Below are 16,505 nucleotides of genomic sequence, written 5' to 3' on the forward strand. Positions count from 1 at the left end.
CCGGCGGGCGGACGGGAAGAAGCCGGCCTCGAACCCGACCCCGACCCCGACCTCGAACCCGACCCCGTACGGACCGTACGCCGCCGCGGTACGCCTCCGATGCGGCCAGGCCCTCCGCCCCCGGCATTCGGTACGCTCTCGTCTGATCTTCGGGGCGTGTGCAGGCTCCGGACTGCCGTGACCAGGGGGATGGTTCCGAATGAGCAGCGCACCTTCGAACGACCCGTTCCAGCCGCTCAAGGCCGACGACCCGGCTGTTGTGGGGGGCTATCGGCTGGCCGCCGTGCTGGGCGCGGGCGGGATGGGCAAGGTGTACCTCTCGTACACGCCGGGCGGGCGTCCTCTCGCGATCAAGGTGATCCGGGCGGAGTTCAGCGAGGATCCGGAGTTCCGGCGGCGTTTCCAGCAGGAGGTGCGGGCCGCGCAGCGGGTGCAGGGCCTGTACACCGCGCCGGTCATCGACTCGGACACCGAGGGGGCGCAGCCATGGCTGGCGACGGCGTACGTGCCGGGTCCCTCGCTCGCGCACGCGGTGGCCCGGCACGGTCGACTGCCGCTGCGGAGCGTGCTGTTGCTGACCGTCGGGGTGGCGGAGGCGCTCGGCGTCATCCACGGTGCGGGCATCGTCCACCGTGATCTGAAGCCCGCGAACGTCCTGCTGGCCGCCGACGGGCCCCGGGTGATCGACTTCGGTATCGCCCGGGCCGCCGACGCGACCGCCCTCACCGGCACCGGCGTCAGCGTCGGCACCCCGGCGTTCATGTCGCCGGAACAGGCGGCGGTCGGCACCGTCACCCCGGCCACCGACGTCTTCGCCCTCGGCCAGATCGCCGCCTATGCCGCGATCGGCGCGCCCGCCTTCGGCGACGGCCCCTCGCACGCCGTCCTCTACCGGATCGTCCACGAGGACCCCGACCTCGGCCGGCTGCCCGAGGAGCTGCGCCCCCTGGTCACCCGCTGTCTCAGCCGCGACCCCGCCGACCGTCCCAGCCTCACCGACATCATCCGGATGTGCCACGAGATCTCGCCCGAACCACTGCGCCAGGGCGAGGACTGGCTCCCGCGGGCAGTCGCCGGCTCCATCACCGAACGCCACCAGCTCCCCGCCCCCGCGCCCACCCCGCCCCCGCAGCCCACCACCGCCCCCGCGCCCACGCCGACGCAGCACTCCCCGCAGCCCCCGGCACCGGGCCCCGCCCACCCGTACACCCCGACCGGCTACGCCGTGGCCGCCGCACCCACACAGGCCGGCCCCGGAGCACGGACCGGCCCCGGAGCGCCGGGGGCACCCGGGGCGCCGGGAGTCCCAGGGGCGCCGGGAGCCGTGCCCACCGGTCACTGGCAGCAGAACACCCACCCCCAGGGCTACGCCACCCCGCCGCCCCACTACCCGTCCGGATTCGCCCAGCCCGGCTACCAGCAGCCCGGCTCCCAACCGTCCGGCTGGGGCTCGCCCGGTTTCCGGCCCGCCGCGCCGCGCCCCAAGCGGACGGGGCTGATCGTCGCCGCCTCGGTCGTCGGCGCGCTGGTCTTCCTCGGTGTCATCGGCTCCCTGCTGCCGGACGACCCCGACACCTCCGGCAAGGGGGACCGGGCCTCGTCGTCCTCCAACGGCGCTTCGAGCGGCGGCGGTTCGGGGGACATGGCGGGCTCAGGGGGCAAGGCCCGGGAGAAGCCTGCCGATCCCGAGCCCGTCACGTACAAGGGCATCGACATGACGGCGAACTACGCCCTGAAGCTCGCCGATCATCCGCCCCGGCCGCAGGAGGACACCGGCAGCGGAGTCAGTTACGGCAAGGGGGACTTCTACTTCTCCTGGGACTCCCTCTTCGGCGACGAGCGGGTGGGCAGTGCCAACGGGAAGTTGGTGGTGCTGAAGAACTCGCAGAAGGGTTCGCTGGAGGTCTGCCGGCAGGAGACCCGCTACACCGAGAAGATCGACCTCGAACAGCTCACGTCCGGGTCGCAGATCTGCGTACTCAGCAAGGCCGGACACATCGCTGTGGTGACCTACCGCGGCAAGGCGGGCCCGGACGACCCCAGCCGTTACATCACCCTCGACCTCACGGTCTGGCGCAACGCCGAAGAGGCGCAGCAGAGCTGACGGCACCCGTACCCGGCCCCACGTCCGTCATCGACGGGCAGCGGGGCCGGCACGGGCGGTCAGCGACCGAGGAGCTCGCCGTCCCGGGCGACGATCCGTCCGCCGCGCACCACCATCTCGCGCCGCGGCAGGTCGACCACGACCTGCGGCAGGCACTCCCCGCGCACCAGCAGGAAGTCGGCCGGCGAACCGGGTTCGAGGTCCACCTCCGGCAACCCCAGGAGTCGGGCACCGCCGTCGGCCCCCGAGCGGAAGGCCGCCTCCAGCTCCTCGTCGAGACGGGCGTCCTGCACCTGGGCCAGCAGGTGCGAGCGGTGCAGCATGTCCGCGTTGCCGAACGGACTCCACGAGTCCCGTACGCCGTCCGAGCCCAGGCCCACGAGGACCCCGTGCTCGCGCAGCCGGCCGATCGGCAGCACCAGGTCCGACGAGGGAGCGACGGTCGTCAGGGAGATCCCGGCGTCCGCCAGGTCCGCAGCCAGCCGGTCGAGCTCCCGCTCGGGCAGTCCGGGCACGCAGAAGACATGGCTGACGGTCACCTTGCCCCGCAACGACAGCGCCCGGGTGCGGTCGATGATCGCGCGCAGCGACTCCAGCCCCGTCGCGGCACGCTCGTGCAGATGGATGTCGACGCCCACGGAATGCCGGTCGGCGATCCCGAAGACGATGTCGAGCTGTTCGTCGAGCGCCTCGTCGAACCCGATCGGGTCGATGCCGCCGACCCGGTCGATCGCCCCGGTACGCGCCGCCTCCTCCAGCAGCTCCTCGGTGCCCGGCGTACGGATCACCCCGTGCTGCGGAAACGCGACGATCTCCACGTCGAGTGCGTGCCGCAGGGCCCTGCGGGCGGATCCGACGCCCTCGACGCCCACCAGGTCGTAGGCGGGAGCGACGTCGACATGGGCCCGCATCGCCCGGGTGCCCTGGGCCACGGCGTGGCCCATCAGGCGTTCCGCGCGCTTTTCCAGGGGAGTGCGCAGCGCGTGGTAGAGCTTCACGTCCTCGGCGGTGTACTCCGCGATGGAGCCCGCCGGACTCCGCGTCACCCAGGGTTCGCCCCACGCCGTCTTGTCGGGGTGGATGTGCGCGTCGACCAGGGTCGGCAGCGCGATCCCGCCCTTGCAGTCGACGGCCTCGGCGCCGCGCGGCGCGGGGTCGGCGCTGATGACGCCGTCGACGACGGTGAGATCGACGGGCGTCGCCGCCCCGTAGGGCCGCACGTTCTTGAACACCGTGGCGCGCGCGTGGCCGCCCGTGCGGTCCGGCTGCTCCGTGATCCGGTCGGCGGCGGACGGCGACGCTCCGCCGGTCCGGGGCGCGGCGGCGGCCTCGGACCCGGGCGCGGTGATGGCGGCGGCGGTGCCCGCGAGGGCGGCGGCGCCGGCCGGCATGGAGCGCCGGGAGGGACCGGCGGCGGGGGAGGCGGTGGAATCGGCGTGCATCGAGGGTTCCTTCGAAGGGGAGTGGGGAGCGGAGGAAACGACGGAGGGGAGGGCGCGGTCAGGCGGCCGGTACGGGGAAGCCTGCCCGCACCACGCGCGCCGGGCGGCTCAGCACGCCGAGGTCGGCCAACGGGTCGCCGTCCACCACCAGGACGTCGCCCGCGAAGCCCCGCGCCAGGCGGCCGGCGGTGGAGCCGAACCCGAGGAGCCTCGCGGCGCCCGTGGTCGCTGTGCGGATCGCGTCCAGGGCGGAGAGCCCGGCCGCGTGCATCAGCTCCACCTCGCGGCCGATCGGGTCGACCGTTCCGCCCGAGGAGTCGGTGCCCGCGGCGAGAGGGACGCCCAGCTCGTGCGCCGCGAGCACCGCCCGCTTCAGCACGGGGAGATACGTGCGGCCGCGCTCGGCCAGGACCGGGTCCGAGGACTCCGCCAGCCCGGCGATGGCGGTGAGCGTCGGTGTGAAGTACGTGTCCCTGCGGCGCATTTCGCGCAGGGTGCGCTCGCCGACGAACGCCCCGTGCTCCAGGGACCGGATCCCGGCCGTGACCGCGTCGTGGCAGCCCTTCTCGCTGTAGCTGTGGCAGAGCACCCCCTTTCCGCCGCGCCGCGCCGCCGCCACGATCGTGGACAGCTGCTCGTGGTCGTAGACCTGGACGAGCGGGTCCTGTTCGGGCAGCCCGGCGCGCTCGTTCACCCGGGTCTTGATGGTGTCGGCCCCGCGGGCGAGGTTGACCTCGACCACCCGGCGCAGTGCCTCGGCCGAGCGCACCCCGTCGCGCAGCCGTGCGAGCGGCGCGAGGTCCGGGTCGGCGAGGATCGTGTCGCCGAGGTCCGGGGTGACGAAGATTCCCGCGGCCCGGAGCCGGGGCGCCCGCTCCGGCGCCTGGCGGGCCAACTCCCTTACGGCGACGTCCTGGTAGAAGTTGGTCGAACCGCTGCGCGCGCTGGTCGCGCCCTTGAGGACCGCGTCGCGCGCCTCGGCGGCCGTGTTGAGGTGGATATGGGCGTCGACCAGGCCGGGCAGGATCCACTGCCCGTGGGCCCGCAGCACCGGCACCCCGGAAGGCGTCCGCGTCCCGACGCGGCCCCGGGGCCCGGCCGCGCGGACGACGCCCCCGATGATCACGACCACCGCGTCCTCGGTGACCTCGCCCGTCAGCGGGTCGAGCAGCCTGCCGCCGTCCACGACCAGATCGCCGCCCCGCCCCGACGAACCGCGGGACGCGGTCGGCGCGGCGGACGCCTCGGGAGCGGCCTGGGCCAGGACGGCGGAGGTCCCGGCCAGGGCCGCGGCGCCCGCGAGAACACCTCGCCGGGTCAGCCGGCCGGAGGGGGGCGGGGTGTTGTCGACGCACATGGAAAGGCTCCTTCGGCCGCGGCAAGCGGGAGTGAACGTGGGAGCATTTTGTATACCAGGCTGGTCGGCGGTCTGGGAAGGAGTGATTCCGCTCTTCGTGTGTGCGGAAAACTTGCAGCTCTGTGCCGTGTCAAGTGAACGCTGGGTGGGTGCGGCGGAGTTCCCCTGCCGGGAGGGCCTGTCTGGTATACAAAGCTAGGCGTCGTCGAACAGGGACCGTAGAGCCACGGCCCGGCTGTCCCGTACGTGCAGCAGGGTGCTCGCCGCCGCGGACTCCTCGTCGCCCGTCGCGATGTACCGGAACATGACCGCGTGCTGGGCCCGCATGTGCTCCGGTTCCTCCCGCATCCCGAACAGCAGCTGGAGCTGTCCGCTGAGCTGCTCCATGGTGCGGGCCAGCATCGGGTTGCCGCTCAGGGCCACGATGTCCTCGTGGAAGGCGGTGTGGGCCGCCACCTCGCGCGCCCCCTCGGCGTCGGACGCCGCCTGCTCCGCCCGGTCGAGGGAGGTCCGCAGCGCGGTGACGCCCGGCGGCTCCGCCGGGGCGGACCGCGCCACCCGCCGGGCCGCGAGCCGCGAGGCCTGGACGGCGAGCGGCTCCCACACCTCGTACAGGTGCTCCACGTCGGCCCGCTCCATCCGGCGCACCCGGACCCCGCTGTGCGGAAGCAGCTCCAGGAGTCCTTCGCCCACCAGGGCGCGCAGCGCCTCACGGACCGGGACGCGGGACATCCGCAGCTCCTCGGCGACCTCGCGCTCCACGAGGCGGGCGCCCTGCGGGTAGCGGCGGTCGACGATCCGCTCCCGGACCGCGTCGCGTGCGCGGGCGCTGAGCGACGTGCGCTCCGGGGCGCCGGCCCGTTCGCTCCCGGGGCCGTCCGGCCGTGCCCGGTCCTGCCCTGCGCTGCTGCCCGCCACGTACGCCATCCTCCGTTCGGCATGCCCCGTGGCCGAGGATACGCGGGGCCCGCGACCGTCAGGCCGTGCCCGGGGTCCGTCCGTCCGGCAGGAAGAGCACCGAGTTGATGTACCGCTCCCGGTGCGGCACGAAGGCCCGGCGCAGCAGGCCCTGGTGCACCAGGTGCTCCGTCCGGGCCTGGTGGGCCACCAGGTCGAACCCGTCGAGCGTGATCCAGCGCCGGCCCGCCAGGAGCCAGCCCGCGTAGCCCTGGCCGGTCAGCAGGTCGACCGCCGGCGCGATCGGTCCGAGCCGGCTCTCCAACTCGATGAGCAGGGCCGGGCGGTCCTTGCGCAGCAGTTCCGCCGCACCGAGCAGCGCCGCTCGCTCGCTGCCGTCGACGTCCATCTTCACGAAGCCGACCCCGCTCAGCCCGAGACCGTCGACGGTGATCGACGGCACCTCCAGGCAGTGCGCGTGGATGTCGCGGCGGGCCAGCGACGACACGCCCCGGTCGCCCCGGTCGCCCTCCGGGAACCACAGCTGTGCCGTGCCCGCCCGGTCGGTCGCCGCGCCCTGGACCACGCGGGCGTTCGACGGCAGCGTCCGGCGCAGGTGTTCGGCCAGATGCGGCACGGGCTCGATGGTGACCACCTCGGCGCAGCGGGCGGCGAGCCGCCGCGACCAGGGGCCGTACCAGCCCCCGATGTCGACGGCGACGCCGTCCGGCGGGCAGAAGTCGGCGAGCCGCCGGAGCTCGGGCTCGAAGCGCGGGTAGAGGGCGACGGCGGCCGAGCCGACCAGACCCTCGGGCAGCCGGGACGCCACCGCCGCGGCGAACGTGGTCACGTGGCCGAGGCCTTGAGCCGGGTGAGCAGGCGCTCGTGGTCGTCCGCCCCGACCTTCCGGCCCGATGAGGGCAGCAGCTGCGGGATGCCGTCCACGATCGGGTAACTCAGCCGCAGCCGGGGGTTGTAGAGCGCCTCCTCCTCGGCCAGCAGGGACAGCGGGCCCTTGTCGAGCGGGCAGGCCAGCAGGGCGAGCAGCGGGTCGTCGGGGTTCATCGGGGGCTCCTCGGTGTCGGAGGTGTCGGACGCGTCCGGGGCGTCCGGGGTGTCGGAAGTGTCGTGGGATGTCGTGGGGTGTCGGACGCGGCGTGCCGTATCCGGGTCAGGACGGGGCGGCGGGCTGCGGATCATGGCGCGGCATGGCCAGCAGGACGGAGAGGGCGAGCGCCGTGCCGCCGACCCGCAGGGTCAGCAGCAGCGGATCCTCGGGAAGCGTCTCGCCGAAGGCGAGCGTCCCCAGGACCGCGGTGAACAGGCTGGTCACCGTGGTGCACACCGGCACGATGAGGGAGGCCCGGCAGCGCTGCAACGCCGTCTGCGACATCACCAGACCGGCCCCCGCGGTGAACAGCAGCAGATACGGATACGGGGACGCCAGCAGCGACCACGCGGCCTCGCCCAGATCGGTGCTGTTCAGGCGGCTGGACGTGCCCTTGATGGCCAGCGAGCTGACCCCGTAGAGCAGGCCCACCGCCACCCCGTACCCGATGCCGCTGGTCGGGACCCGGTGCCGTTGCGCCGCCCGGCTCTCGACCCGTACGTACAGCCAGACGCCCGCCCCCAGCGCGGGCACGCAGACCAGGAGCACCAGAGCCCACGGCGCGCCGCCGCTCACCACGTCCTCGCCCTCGCGCACCGAGGCCACGACCATCAGCAGGGCGACCAGCACCCCGCCCAGCGCATAGCGTTCGCGGCCCGTCGACTCCTCGCCGAGCACGGCCGAGGACAACAGCAGGAGCAGCACCAGACCGGAGACGAAGATGCCCTGCGCCGCCGCGATCGGCAGCGCCCGGTAGACGATCAGCTGGGCCCCGAACCCGGCCGCCAGCGCCAGCGCGCCGACGATCCACAGCGGACTGGTCAGCAGCACCCGGATCACCCGCAGCGGCCGACCGGCGGAGAGCGCGGGCAGCGAGCCGAGAGCCCGCTTCTCCACCACGAACCCCACGCTGTACAGCGCGTTGGCGACCAGCGCCGCGCCGACGCCCCACCACATCGAGCTACCTCCGCCGCGCGTGGGCCAGCAGGATGGAGGCGGCCCCGGGCACCGAGCACGCCGCCCGGTCCAGCAGCCGCAGCGGACGCGGCACCCCGTGGAAGGGGGCGCCCGTGATCCTCACGTCGTCGAAGCCGGACGCCGCCAGGAACGAGCGCAGCGCACGGGCCGTGTACAGCCGCAGATGCCCGACCACCTCCGAGCCGGGGCGGCCGTGGATCCCGCGCAGACTGACCTCCGAGAACACCGGCTGCACGCCGGCGAGCAGCAGCGCCCGGTTGTACCAGGCCGCCAGGTTCGGGGTGGACAGCATCAGATGGCCGCCGGGCCGCAGGACCCGCCGCAGCTCGTCCAGCGCCTGGTCCGGGTCGACCAGGTGCTCCAGGATCTCGCTGAACAGCACCGCGTCCGCGCATCCGTCGGCCAGCGGCAGCCCGCCGTGCTCCAGCTCGCCCCGCACCACGAGACCCATCCGGGGCCGGGCCCTGCGCAGCGCGTCCTGCGACCAGTCGACGCCGATCAGCCGGTGCCCGGCGAGGATCGGGGCCGCCGTGGCCGCCGCCGTGCCGTCGCCGCACCCGATGTCGAGGATCACCTGCCCCGGCGCGCCCAGCGCGTCGGCCAGCAGCCGGGCCTGCCGCAGGGTGCGCCCGTCGCCCGAGGCGACGGGAACGGCCGGGTTCTCGTAGAAGTCCCGCAGCCCGGGCGGGGGAGAGGTGGTGCCGGTCATACGGTCTCCGAGGACGTCGAGGCCAGGTGACGGGTGAACAGCTCGCGCAGGCGTACGCCGTCCTCGTCGCCCAGCAGGGTGCGCGACCAGCGCAGCGCCAGATGCAGTCGGCCGCCCGTGGACGCCGTGGTGAACGTCAGCCCCCGGGGCATCCGGGCGGGCGCGGAGAACCACACGGCCGTTGCCCGGCCCGCCTCCCCGAAGTCCAGCGGGTACGGCACCCGGCCGATGTTGCTCAGCAGCGTCGTCGAGGTCCACGGCCCCGCCAGCACCCGCAGCCCCCGGGTGAGGGCGGCGCGGGCGGCCACCGGCAGCAGCGGCGCGGTCAGCAGGGAGGCGGAACGGCCGAGCGGGGGCCGGGGGCGCGCCTTGAGCGCCCGGGTCCGCTCCGCGGTCGCCCGGAGCAGGGCGGGGATGTCCGCCCCGGGCGCCAGCTCGGACCCGGCGAAGCCGACCTCCACCAGCCGGGTGCCGTTCCCGATCGGCATCTCGGGGCCCCGGGTGCGGTCGTCGACCGGCATGGTGATCCGCAGCGGCCGACGGTCGGCCCCCGGAGCGCCCTGCGTCCGGTTCCACTCGGCCACCGTGAGCGCGGTGGCCACCATCAGCTGGTCGTTCACCGTGTATGGCGCGCCGGACTCCCGCTTCGGGACCGGCAGTTCGACCAGCAGCATCGCGTTGCCCGGTACCGGCGCGGGCCCCGGCGAGCCCGCCGCGATCCGGGCGGGCCGGGCCAGGGGCGCCGCCGGGGACTCCCCGACGAGCGGCTCGGACGCCGGCCGCGCGGGTGCGGGGGCCGCCGGGACGCGGTGCGCCCCGTAGACCTCGGCGGCCGTCGCCGCCAGCCGCATGCAGGCCGGGCCGTCGAGGGCCGTGTGGTGCACGGTGAAGAGCAGGACGCACCCCTCGGTCCCCGGCTCCTCGACCACGGTGAGCCTGAGCGGCGGCGACGCCGTCAGCGGCGGAGCCTCGTCGAGCGACCGCGCGCGGGCCCGGTCGAGGGCCCCGGGCGCGGACGCCGGGAAGGAGACCGGATCCGCGTCGGGACTCCCGGTCAGCTCCCACTCGTAGCGCCGGGCGAACGGGGAACGGGGGCGCTCCCGTATCAGGGCCCGGGGGTGCCGGGCCAGCGCCTCGGCGAACGCGGCGCGCAGCCGCGCCTCGTCCACCCGGCCGGGCAGATGGATCTCGATGTGCACGGTGTTCGGCTCGGCGTCCTGCGCACAGTGCCGGGCCACCTCGTCGACCACCGGGAACGGCACCCGGCCCGGGGCCCCGGGCCGGGGCGTACCGCCCCGCGCCCGGGGGTGCTGCGTGGTCGCCATCAGGTGGCCCCTCCGGGACGGGACGGCGGCGGCTGCTGACCGCCGGGCTGCTGCGTCGGGCCGTCACCGCCGTCCCCTTCGTCCGAGCCCGAGGCGGACCCGTACCCGATTCCGGGCGCGGGAGGCGGAGTTCCCTGCGGACGCTTCGGGTCGGTGGACACCGTCCGGCCCGCGGTGGCGGTGGCCTGCGCCGGAACCGTGGGCGCCCCGCCGTCCGCGGCGGCCGTGCCCCGGCCCCCGGCGGCCCGCCTGCCGAGCGGCTCGCGTCCGACCGTGACCAGTGCGGCGAACAGGCCGACCAGAGCGAGGAACTGGGCCGTCGCACCGAACGCGCCCTCGCCCGCCGCCGTGGTCTCCCCGGTGCCCACCGCCGCGACGACACCCGCGGCGGCCATCGCCGCGAACGCGACCGGCGCGAGCAGCCTCGGCCGGAAGTGGGCGAGTACGGCGAGGACCGGCACCACCAGGGCGAGCGGCCCCGAGATCACCACCCCCACCAGGGTGAGCGCCACGGTGCCCAGGACCAGCCCCGGACCCGGCACGACGGGCTGCTCCCCGGCCGCGTACGGCTCGGCTCCCCGTCGGCGCACGAACGCGAGCCCCACGAGCGCCAGGAGCAGGACACCCGCGCCGATCAGCCCCACCTGGTAGATCCGGGCCGGCTCGTACTCCAGGGTGACCTTGCCGCCCTCGCCCTCCGGGATCAGCCAGGCCTGCTGCCAGCCGTCGATCCGCAGCGGCGTCAACTCCTTGCCGTCCAGGGTGGCCTTCCAGCCCTTGTTGTGGTTCTCGTGGATCTGGAGGTAGGAGGCCTCGCCCGCGCCGACGGCGATCGTGCGCCGGTCGCCGTCGCCCCGCTCGACGTCCACCGGACGCGGCGTGTCCGCCGCGGCCTCGGAGGTTCCGTTGCTCAGCGTGACGTCCGTGATGGCGAGCGGCCCCGCGTCACCCGCCTCGACCGTGGTGGACGAGGCGGCCAGCTCCACCGTGCCGCCCTCGGTGCACGGCGTGACCTCGATGGGGCGGCGCTGCGTCAGGTCCCGCACCAGACCCTCGGCGCGGGTCTCCAGGAACGTACCGCCGACGGACAGGACCGGACCCTTTCCGCAGGCCAGGCTGAACTTCTTGTCCGGCTTCGGCTGCGGCGAGCGGTATTCCTCCAGGGCCGGGATGTAGACCTCGCTCAGCCCCACCGGCAGCTGCAACTGGTCGTCGGCGACCGGGTTGTGGACGGTCAGCGGAGCCTGACGCGAGATGGTGATGTCCATCCGGTCGGTCCTGATGGGCGAGAAGCGGGCCATGCCGTTCTCGTCCACGGAGGCCACCGCCGTGCCGTCGGGGGAGCTGATCTGCACCTGCTCGGGGCGGGTGGACAGACCGCCGGCCGCCGCGAAGACGATCTCCCCGACCTCCTTCTTCTCCGGCCAGGACAGACGCAGCGTGGGGCGTTCGCCCGCGATCCAGGCCGTGGTCAGATCACCGTCGGTCAGATTGCGCGGACTGAGGTTGGTGCCCAGCCGTGCGGTGGAGTCGGCGCTCACCTCGATCCTGTCCCGCTCGCCCGTCAGCTCGAACAGCAGCTTGTCCAGGTCCTCGCCGGGCACCGGCACCGCGCTCGCGGACACCTTGTACGGGCCCGCCTCCCGGGCCGTGAACTGCCGGTGCAGGCCGACCTCGGCCGCCACCGACGACAGGCCGCCCGGGTCGCTGCCCCGCCGCAGCGAGTAGACCGTGGAGTCCGCGCCCTCACGGGGCGCGTCGGAGGGCAGCTCCAGCATCCGGGTCACCTGCACCCCGGGGATCGCGATGTCGGTGAAACCGGCGCCGGTGAGCCCGGGACGCCCCTGCTGGGACTCCAGGATCGTCACCTTCAGCCAGGAGGCCTGCCCCGCGGGCGCGGCCACCGTCTGCGCCGATCCGTCCGGCTTCAGCGGGCTGTCCTTGTGGCCCCGCTCGGTCTCGACCCGGACGACGGTCGGTGCTGCCCGCACGTTCGCGCTGGGCAGCGGCGTCACCTGGAGCGAGCCCGGAAGCTCCGTCGGAGCGGTGAAGTCGATGCGCACCCACTCGTCCTCGGGAGAGCCCGGGGACCCCTCCGCCCAGCCGGTGTCCGGGTTGCCGTCGAAGGCGTTGACCGGGTCGTACTGCGGCAGGTGGAACAGCCAGTTGCCCACCGACGAGGCGCTGACCTTCTTGGCGCCGCGCAGCACGGCCGTCGTCTGGTGCTCCGCGCCGGACGACGGCAGGATCTGCCGGGGGCTCCGGTCCGGATCCTGCGCGGCCCGAACCGCGTTGCGCTCATCGGCGGTGTAGGTGTACGAGGTGTTGGAGTTGACCAGCCCGAACCGGGTGTCGGCACGCCGCAGCCCGTCGCCCGCCGCGTACAGCGACGGCCGTCCCAGACCCGGGTGCGCGTCACCGGCCAGCACGGCCGGCCGGCCCTTCAGCGCGCCGCTCGCCGACAGCGGCAGCAGGGACTCGGGCCCGCCGCTCACGACGGCCGTCGAGGCCACCGGGGACGTGGTCGCCCGCCCCGTACGCTCCGTCCCGGCGGGCGGCTCGTAGATCTCCACGGCCCGCTGCCGCGGATAGAGGCCCTCGACCTGCACGGGGGTGTCCGCCGCGATCCGGCCGCCGGTCATCACCGGACCGAATCCGGTCACGCGCCGGTACCCGGACGCTTCCAGGGTGCGCTTCACCGTGGTCGTGGGGACGTACCCCAACTGGTCGGGATCCAGGTCGTTGCGGACCACCACATGGTGCAGCCCCGCCCGGTTGAGGTACTCGCTCAGTCCGGGGACCTCGCCGCCGGTGGTCAGCGCCTGCTCGACGGCGTCCATCGCCCGCCGGTTGCCCGGCGTGCCGAACGGCACGTAATCCCGTTGCGCCCAGGGCGAGTTCGCCAGCACGTCGAGCGGCTGGTCGATCGGGGAGCCCCAGGTGTAGATGCCGTGCGCGGTCGCGGGGACCACCAGGGCGCGGTCGTCGGCCGCGTTCTTCTTCAGCCAGCTCGCGGTCGTCTCCCAGTACGTGGGCAGCTGCTGGAACGAACCGGTCTGCAGGATCGAGCCGTTGACGTACGGCCAGGCGAGACCCGGCAGCACGAGCGCGGCGGCGATCACCGGCACCAGCCGGCGGGCGCGCCCGCCGCCACGGGCCGCCGCGGCGACGGAGGCCACCGCGGTGAGGTGCGCGAGGCCCAGGGCCAGCGCCAGCGCCAGCCCCGTCTGGAACTTGTAGATGTTGCGGAACGGCACCAGCCAGCCGTCCAGCCAGTCCTGCACGGTCCCGTGGAACAGCCCGCCCAGCGCACCGCCGTAGCCGGCGAGCGTGATGAGCGCGACGCTCAGCACGGTCAGCACCAGCCAGCGGCGCTCGGGCAGATCACGGCGCGCCAGCCCCGCCAGGCCCAGGGCGGCGGCGAGCGCCGAGCCCAGGATGGTGACGGTCGCCGTGGCGACGGTCCAGCCGGCGGGCAGCCAGGCCTCGCCGAAGTTCAGATAGCCGACCCAGTTCCCGCCGCCGCGCAGCACCTCGGTCGCCGACATGGTCGTCGTGGTGGTGTACGAGGACTCCACGTACGGCATGAAGTTCTCGCCGAAGGTGCCCAGCAGCAGCAGCGGAACGATCCACCAGGCGGTCGCCAGGATCACGCCCGGGATCCACCACGCCAGCAGGGCGCGCTTGCGCGGCCCGCCGGGACGGGACAGCAGGTACAGCCCCACCGGCAGCAGCGAGGCCAGCGTGGACGCGGCGTTGACGCCGCCCATCAGCGGGATCAGCAGCGCGGAGCGGGCCGCCGCGATCCTCGGCGCGAGGCGCGGGTTCGTCAGCGGCAGCAGCACCCACGGCAGCAGGGCGCCCGGCAGGGCCGCCGCCGAGGTCGATCCCACGACGATGGTGTACGTCGGCCACAGCGCGTACGCGACCGCGGCCGGCAGCCGGGTGGCCGGGGAACCCACGGCCAGCCGCTCCGCCAGCCGGAGAGCACCCCAGAAGGCGGTCGCCACGATCAGCGACAGCCACAGCCGCTCCGCGAGCCAGACCGGTACGTGCAGCAGGTCGGCGGCCCCGTAGTACGGCAGCATGGGGATGGCGTAGCCCACGTACTGGTCGGCGATCCCGCCGAACCCGGCCCGGCTGTGCCACAGCTCGCCCAGGTCGCCGAGGAAGCGCCAGGGGTCCACGACGACGCCGAGCTTGGTGTCGAACGTCATCCGGCCGGGCGACACCGCGAGGAACGCCGCGAACACGGCGGCCCAGAAGCCCAGCAGCCACCGCCGCGAACGGGGCGTGGGCGGTCCGTCGGCGGGACCGGAGGGCGCGGGACCCGCGCCCTCCGGTGCCGTGGACCGGGGTGGGTGGACAGCGCTGGTCATGAACACCGCCGGAGAATGAGGAGGAGGTTCCAGGTGGCGAATTCCCGCAGGACGGGGATGCGCGGCACGAGCTGGGGAAGGACGGGCCAGTAGCGTGAGCGTGCGGAGACGACGGCCACGTCGGAGCGGCTCCGGACGTGGCTCAGGGTCTCCCCGACGCCGATCTTGAAGAGGTTCTCGCCGAGCCGGTGCTTGGCCGGACCGCCGGTGCGCCGCTCGTAGCGGCTCCGGGCGCGTTCGGCGCCGAGGTAGTGCCAGGGCGCCCACTCATGGCCGCCCCACGGGGAGAGCCAGTTGGTGTACGAGACGTAGATGAGGCCGCCGGGGCGGGTCACCCGCGCCATCTCGCTGAGGAAGGTGTGCGGATCGGCGACGTGCTCCAGCACGTTGGAGGAGAAGCAGACGTCGGCCGCGCCGTCGGCGAGCGGCAGCAGATAGCCGTCGGCGACGACGGTGTCCGCGCGCTGCCCGGGGCCGATCTCCGCCGGGTCCGGTTCGAAGAGGTAGCTGTGCGCGCCGCGCCGCCGGAACTCGCGGGTGAAGTAGCCGTCGCCGCCGCCGATGTCCACGACGACCTGGTCGCGGAGCGGGCCGTGCCGCTCGACCTGGTCGGCCGCGTCGCGGGCCAGCAGGGTGTAGGCCGTGGCGGGGTCGCCCTGTTCGCGCAGGAAGGCGCGGAACAGGGTGGCCGACCGCCGGAACGAGGGGTCCTTCACGCGCTCGCGCCGATCACCGGGGCGCTCGGGCCGCCTACGGCCCCGGCGCCCGCGCCGGCGGTCGCCTCGGCGGCGACCGCGGCGAACCGGCGGACACTGGCGGTCCACCGGTAGTCGGCGGCCCGTTCGCGGGCCGCCTTGCCCATCGCCTCGCGCCGCCCGTCGTCCAGCGCGAGCGCGCACCAGGAGGCGGCGAAGGACGACGACCCGGGGGCGAGGATTCCGGTGACACCGTCCTCGACGGAGTCGCGCAGTCCCGGCACGTCGAAGCCCAGGGTCGGGGTGGACCGGGCCGCGGCCTCCGTGACCACCAGACCCCACCCCTCCACGGCCGCCGGGTGCAGCAGCATCCACGCGGCGCAGAGCAGCCGGTGCTTCTCCGCCTCGGTCACATGACCGGCGAACTCCACACCGGGACCGGCGAGCTGTTCCAGCCGGGCCCGCTCGGGGCCGTCACCGACGATGACGAGCCGGCCGCCGGTGACCGGTCGGACCCGCTCCCAGAGCTGGAGCAGCAGATCGATCCGCTTGTAGTCGACGAGCCGGCCCAGCGCCACGAACAGCGGTGTGTCGGACCGCTCGCCCTGCGGGCTCGGCTCCTGGACCCCGTTGTGCACCACCCGGATCCGTCGGTCGGGCACGCCCAGTTCGCGCAGCGCGCCCGCCGTGGACGGGGACACCGCGATCATCAGGTGGTCGCGGTAGGCGCGGGACAGCGCCCAGTGTTCGAGCTTGCGCCCGGCACGGGCCACCGGCGTCGGGAAACGCATGTCCCACAGGTCGGTGTGCACATGGTTGACCAGGCAGACCGTGGGTCCGCGGTGCCACAGGGGGGCCAGGTACGGCATGCCGTTGCAGACCTCGACGAGCAGGTCGCACGAGCCGATCTGCCGGGCGAACGCGGACCGCGCGCCGACGTAGTGCCCGAGCGTGGAGCCGGCCGAGACGACCCGGTAGGGCCGTCGGGCGGCCGGTCCGCCGCACAGCAGCGTGACGTCGTGGCCCTGCTCGGTGAGACCCAGGGCGAGCTGGTCGACCAGCAGCTCGGAGCCGCCGGCGGCAGGATTGCCCAGGTCGCGATGGGCGAGGAAGACGATACGTCTCGGGGTCGCGGGGACCGTGGCGGGCGCCGGGCTCTGACCCGGGCGCGCGACGGCGTCAAGCAGTGGGGGAGGGACGTGCTGGGGCATGGGTGCTCCAACTCGGCTCGGGGGACGGGGACTCCGGGGAGCGGCCCTCGGGGCGAGGGCCGCTCGGAGCGGGGACGTACCGGGGGGCCGGGACAGGGGTGCGCTGGGCCGGGGAGCCGGCCGCGGGGCGAGGGATCGAGAAGAGTGATGAGGGAGAAGAGGTGATGAGGGTGATGACGAAGTGAAAGAGGAGAGGGGCGGACGGGGACGAGACCGGGGGGCCGTGCTCTGGTGGGGATAGACAGTTTTCGGCACGGGTACGCGCCCGGCTACTCACCGGTGCAACAACTTGCCGGTAAC

At 74.4% G+C, this 16,505-nt stretch carries 12 protein-coding genes; 1 reads left to right on the forward strand and 11 read right to left on the reverse strand.

Annotated features, from left to right (window positions below; genetic code table 11):
• Nucleotides 1–199: 199 nt before the first annotated feature.
• Entirely contained in the window at nt 200–2,104 is a 1,905-nt protein-coding gene (locus ACIRJT_RS20335; RefSeq protein WP_403911058.1) for a serine/threonine-protein kinase, read from the forward strand.
• Nucleotides 2,105–2,163: 59 nt separating this feature from the next.
• Here ACIRJT_RS20335 and ACIRJT_RS20340 read toward each other — a convergent pair whose 3' ends face one another.
• From ACIRJT_RS20340 to ACIRJT_RS20390, 11 genes are all read right to left on the reverse strand, one after another.
• Nucleotides 2,164–3,546 (reverse strand): amidohydrolase family protein, encoded by a 1,383-nt coding sequence (locus ACIRJT_RS20340; RefSeq protein ID WP_403911060.1) that lies wholly within the window; start codon nt 3,544–3,546, stop codon nt 2,164–2,166.
• A 58-nt stretch (nt 3,547–3,604) separates the two neighbouring features.
• Nucleotides 3,605–4,903 carry an amidohydrolase family protein gene (locus tag ACIRJT_RS20345; RefSeq protein ID WP_403911062.1) on the reverse strand — a complete coding sequence of 433 codons (1,299 nt, stop codon included), beginning with the start codon at nt 4,901–4,903 and terminating at the stop codon, nt 3,605–3,607.
• A gap of 195 nt (nt 4,904–5,098) precedes the next feature.
• Nucleotides 5,099–5,830, reverse strand: a complete 732-nt coding sequence (locus tag ACIRJT_RS20350; RefSeq protein WP_403911064.1) for a GntR family transcriptional regulator — start codon at nt 5,828–5,830, stop codon at nt 5,099–5,101.
• Between the two features lie 49 nt (nt 5,831–5,879).
• Nucleotides 5,880–6,650 carry an FkbM family methyltransferase gene (locus tag ACIRJT_RS20355; protein ID WP_403911066.1) on the reverse strand — a complete coding sequence of 257 codons (771 nt, stop codon included), beginning with the start codon at nt 6,648–6,650 and terminating at the stop codon, nt 5,880–5,882.
• A complete protein-coding gene (locus ACIRJT_RS20360) occupies nt 6,647–6,865 on the reverse strand; it encodes a Trm112 family protein (protein WP_007453982.1) in 219 nt (72 codons plus the stop codon). Before ACIRJT_RS20360 ends, ACIRJT_RS20355 begins: the two co-directional genes overlap by 4 nt.
• 106 nt (nt 6,866–6,971) lie before the next feature.
• A complete protein-coding gene (locus ACIRJT_RS20365) occupies nt 6,972–7,865 on the reverse strand; it encodes a hypothetical protein (protein WP_403911068.1) in 894 nt (297 codons plus the stop codon).
• A 4-nt stretch (nt 7,866–7,869) separates the two neighbouring features.
• Complete coding sequence (locus tag ACIRJT_RS20370; RefSeq protein WP_403911070.1) at nt 7,870–8,595, reverse strand: methyltransferase domain-containing protein; 726 nt, start codon at nt 8,593–8,595, stop codon at nt 7,870–7,872.
• Nucleotides 8,592–9,920, reverse strand: coding sequence for a condensation protein (locus tag ACIRJT_RS20375; protein ID WP_403911072.1), 1,329 nt, complete (start codon nt 9,918–9,920; stop codon nt 8,592–8,594). Before ACIRJT_RS20375 ends, ACIRJT_RS20370 begins: the two co-directional genes overlap by 4 nt.
• Nucleotides 9,920–14,299, reverse strand: a complete 4,380-nt coding sequence (locus tag ACIRJT_RS20380) for an alpha-(1->3)-arabinofuranosyltransferase family protein (RefSeq protein ID WP_403911074.1) — start codon at nt 14,297–14,299, stop codon at nt 9,920–9,922. Before ACIRJT_RS20380 ends, ACIRJT_RS20375 begins: the two co-directional genes overlap by 1 nt.
• Entirely contained in the window at nt 14,296–15,015 is a 720-nt protein-coding gene (locus ACIRJT_RS20385) for a class I SAM-dependent methyltransferase (RefSeq protein WP_403911076.1), read from the reverse strand. The genes ACIRJT_RS20380 and ACIRJT_RS20385 overlap by 4 nt, the downstream gene beginning before the upstream one ends.
• A complete protein-coding gene (locus tag ACIRJT_RS20390; protein WP_403911077.1) occupies nt 15,012–16,205 on the reverse strand; it encodes a glycosyltransferase family 4 protein in 1,194 nt (397 codons plus the stop codon). Before ACIRJT_RS20390 ends, ACIRJT_RS20385 begins: the two co-directional genes overlap by 4 nt.
• Between the last annotated feature and the right edge of the window lie 300 nt (nt 16,206–16,505).

Source organism: Streptomyces sp. NPDC102283 (assembly GCF_044766265.1).
Taxonomy (GTDB): domain Bacteria; phylum Actinomycetota; class Actinomycetes; order Streptomycetales; family Streptomycetaceae; genus Streptomyces.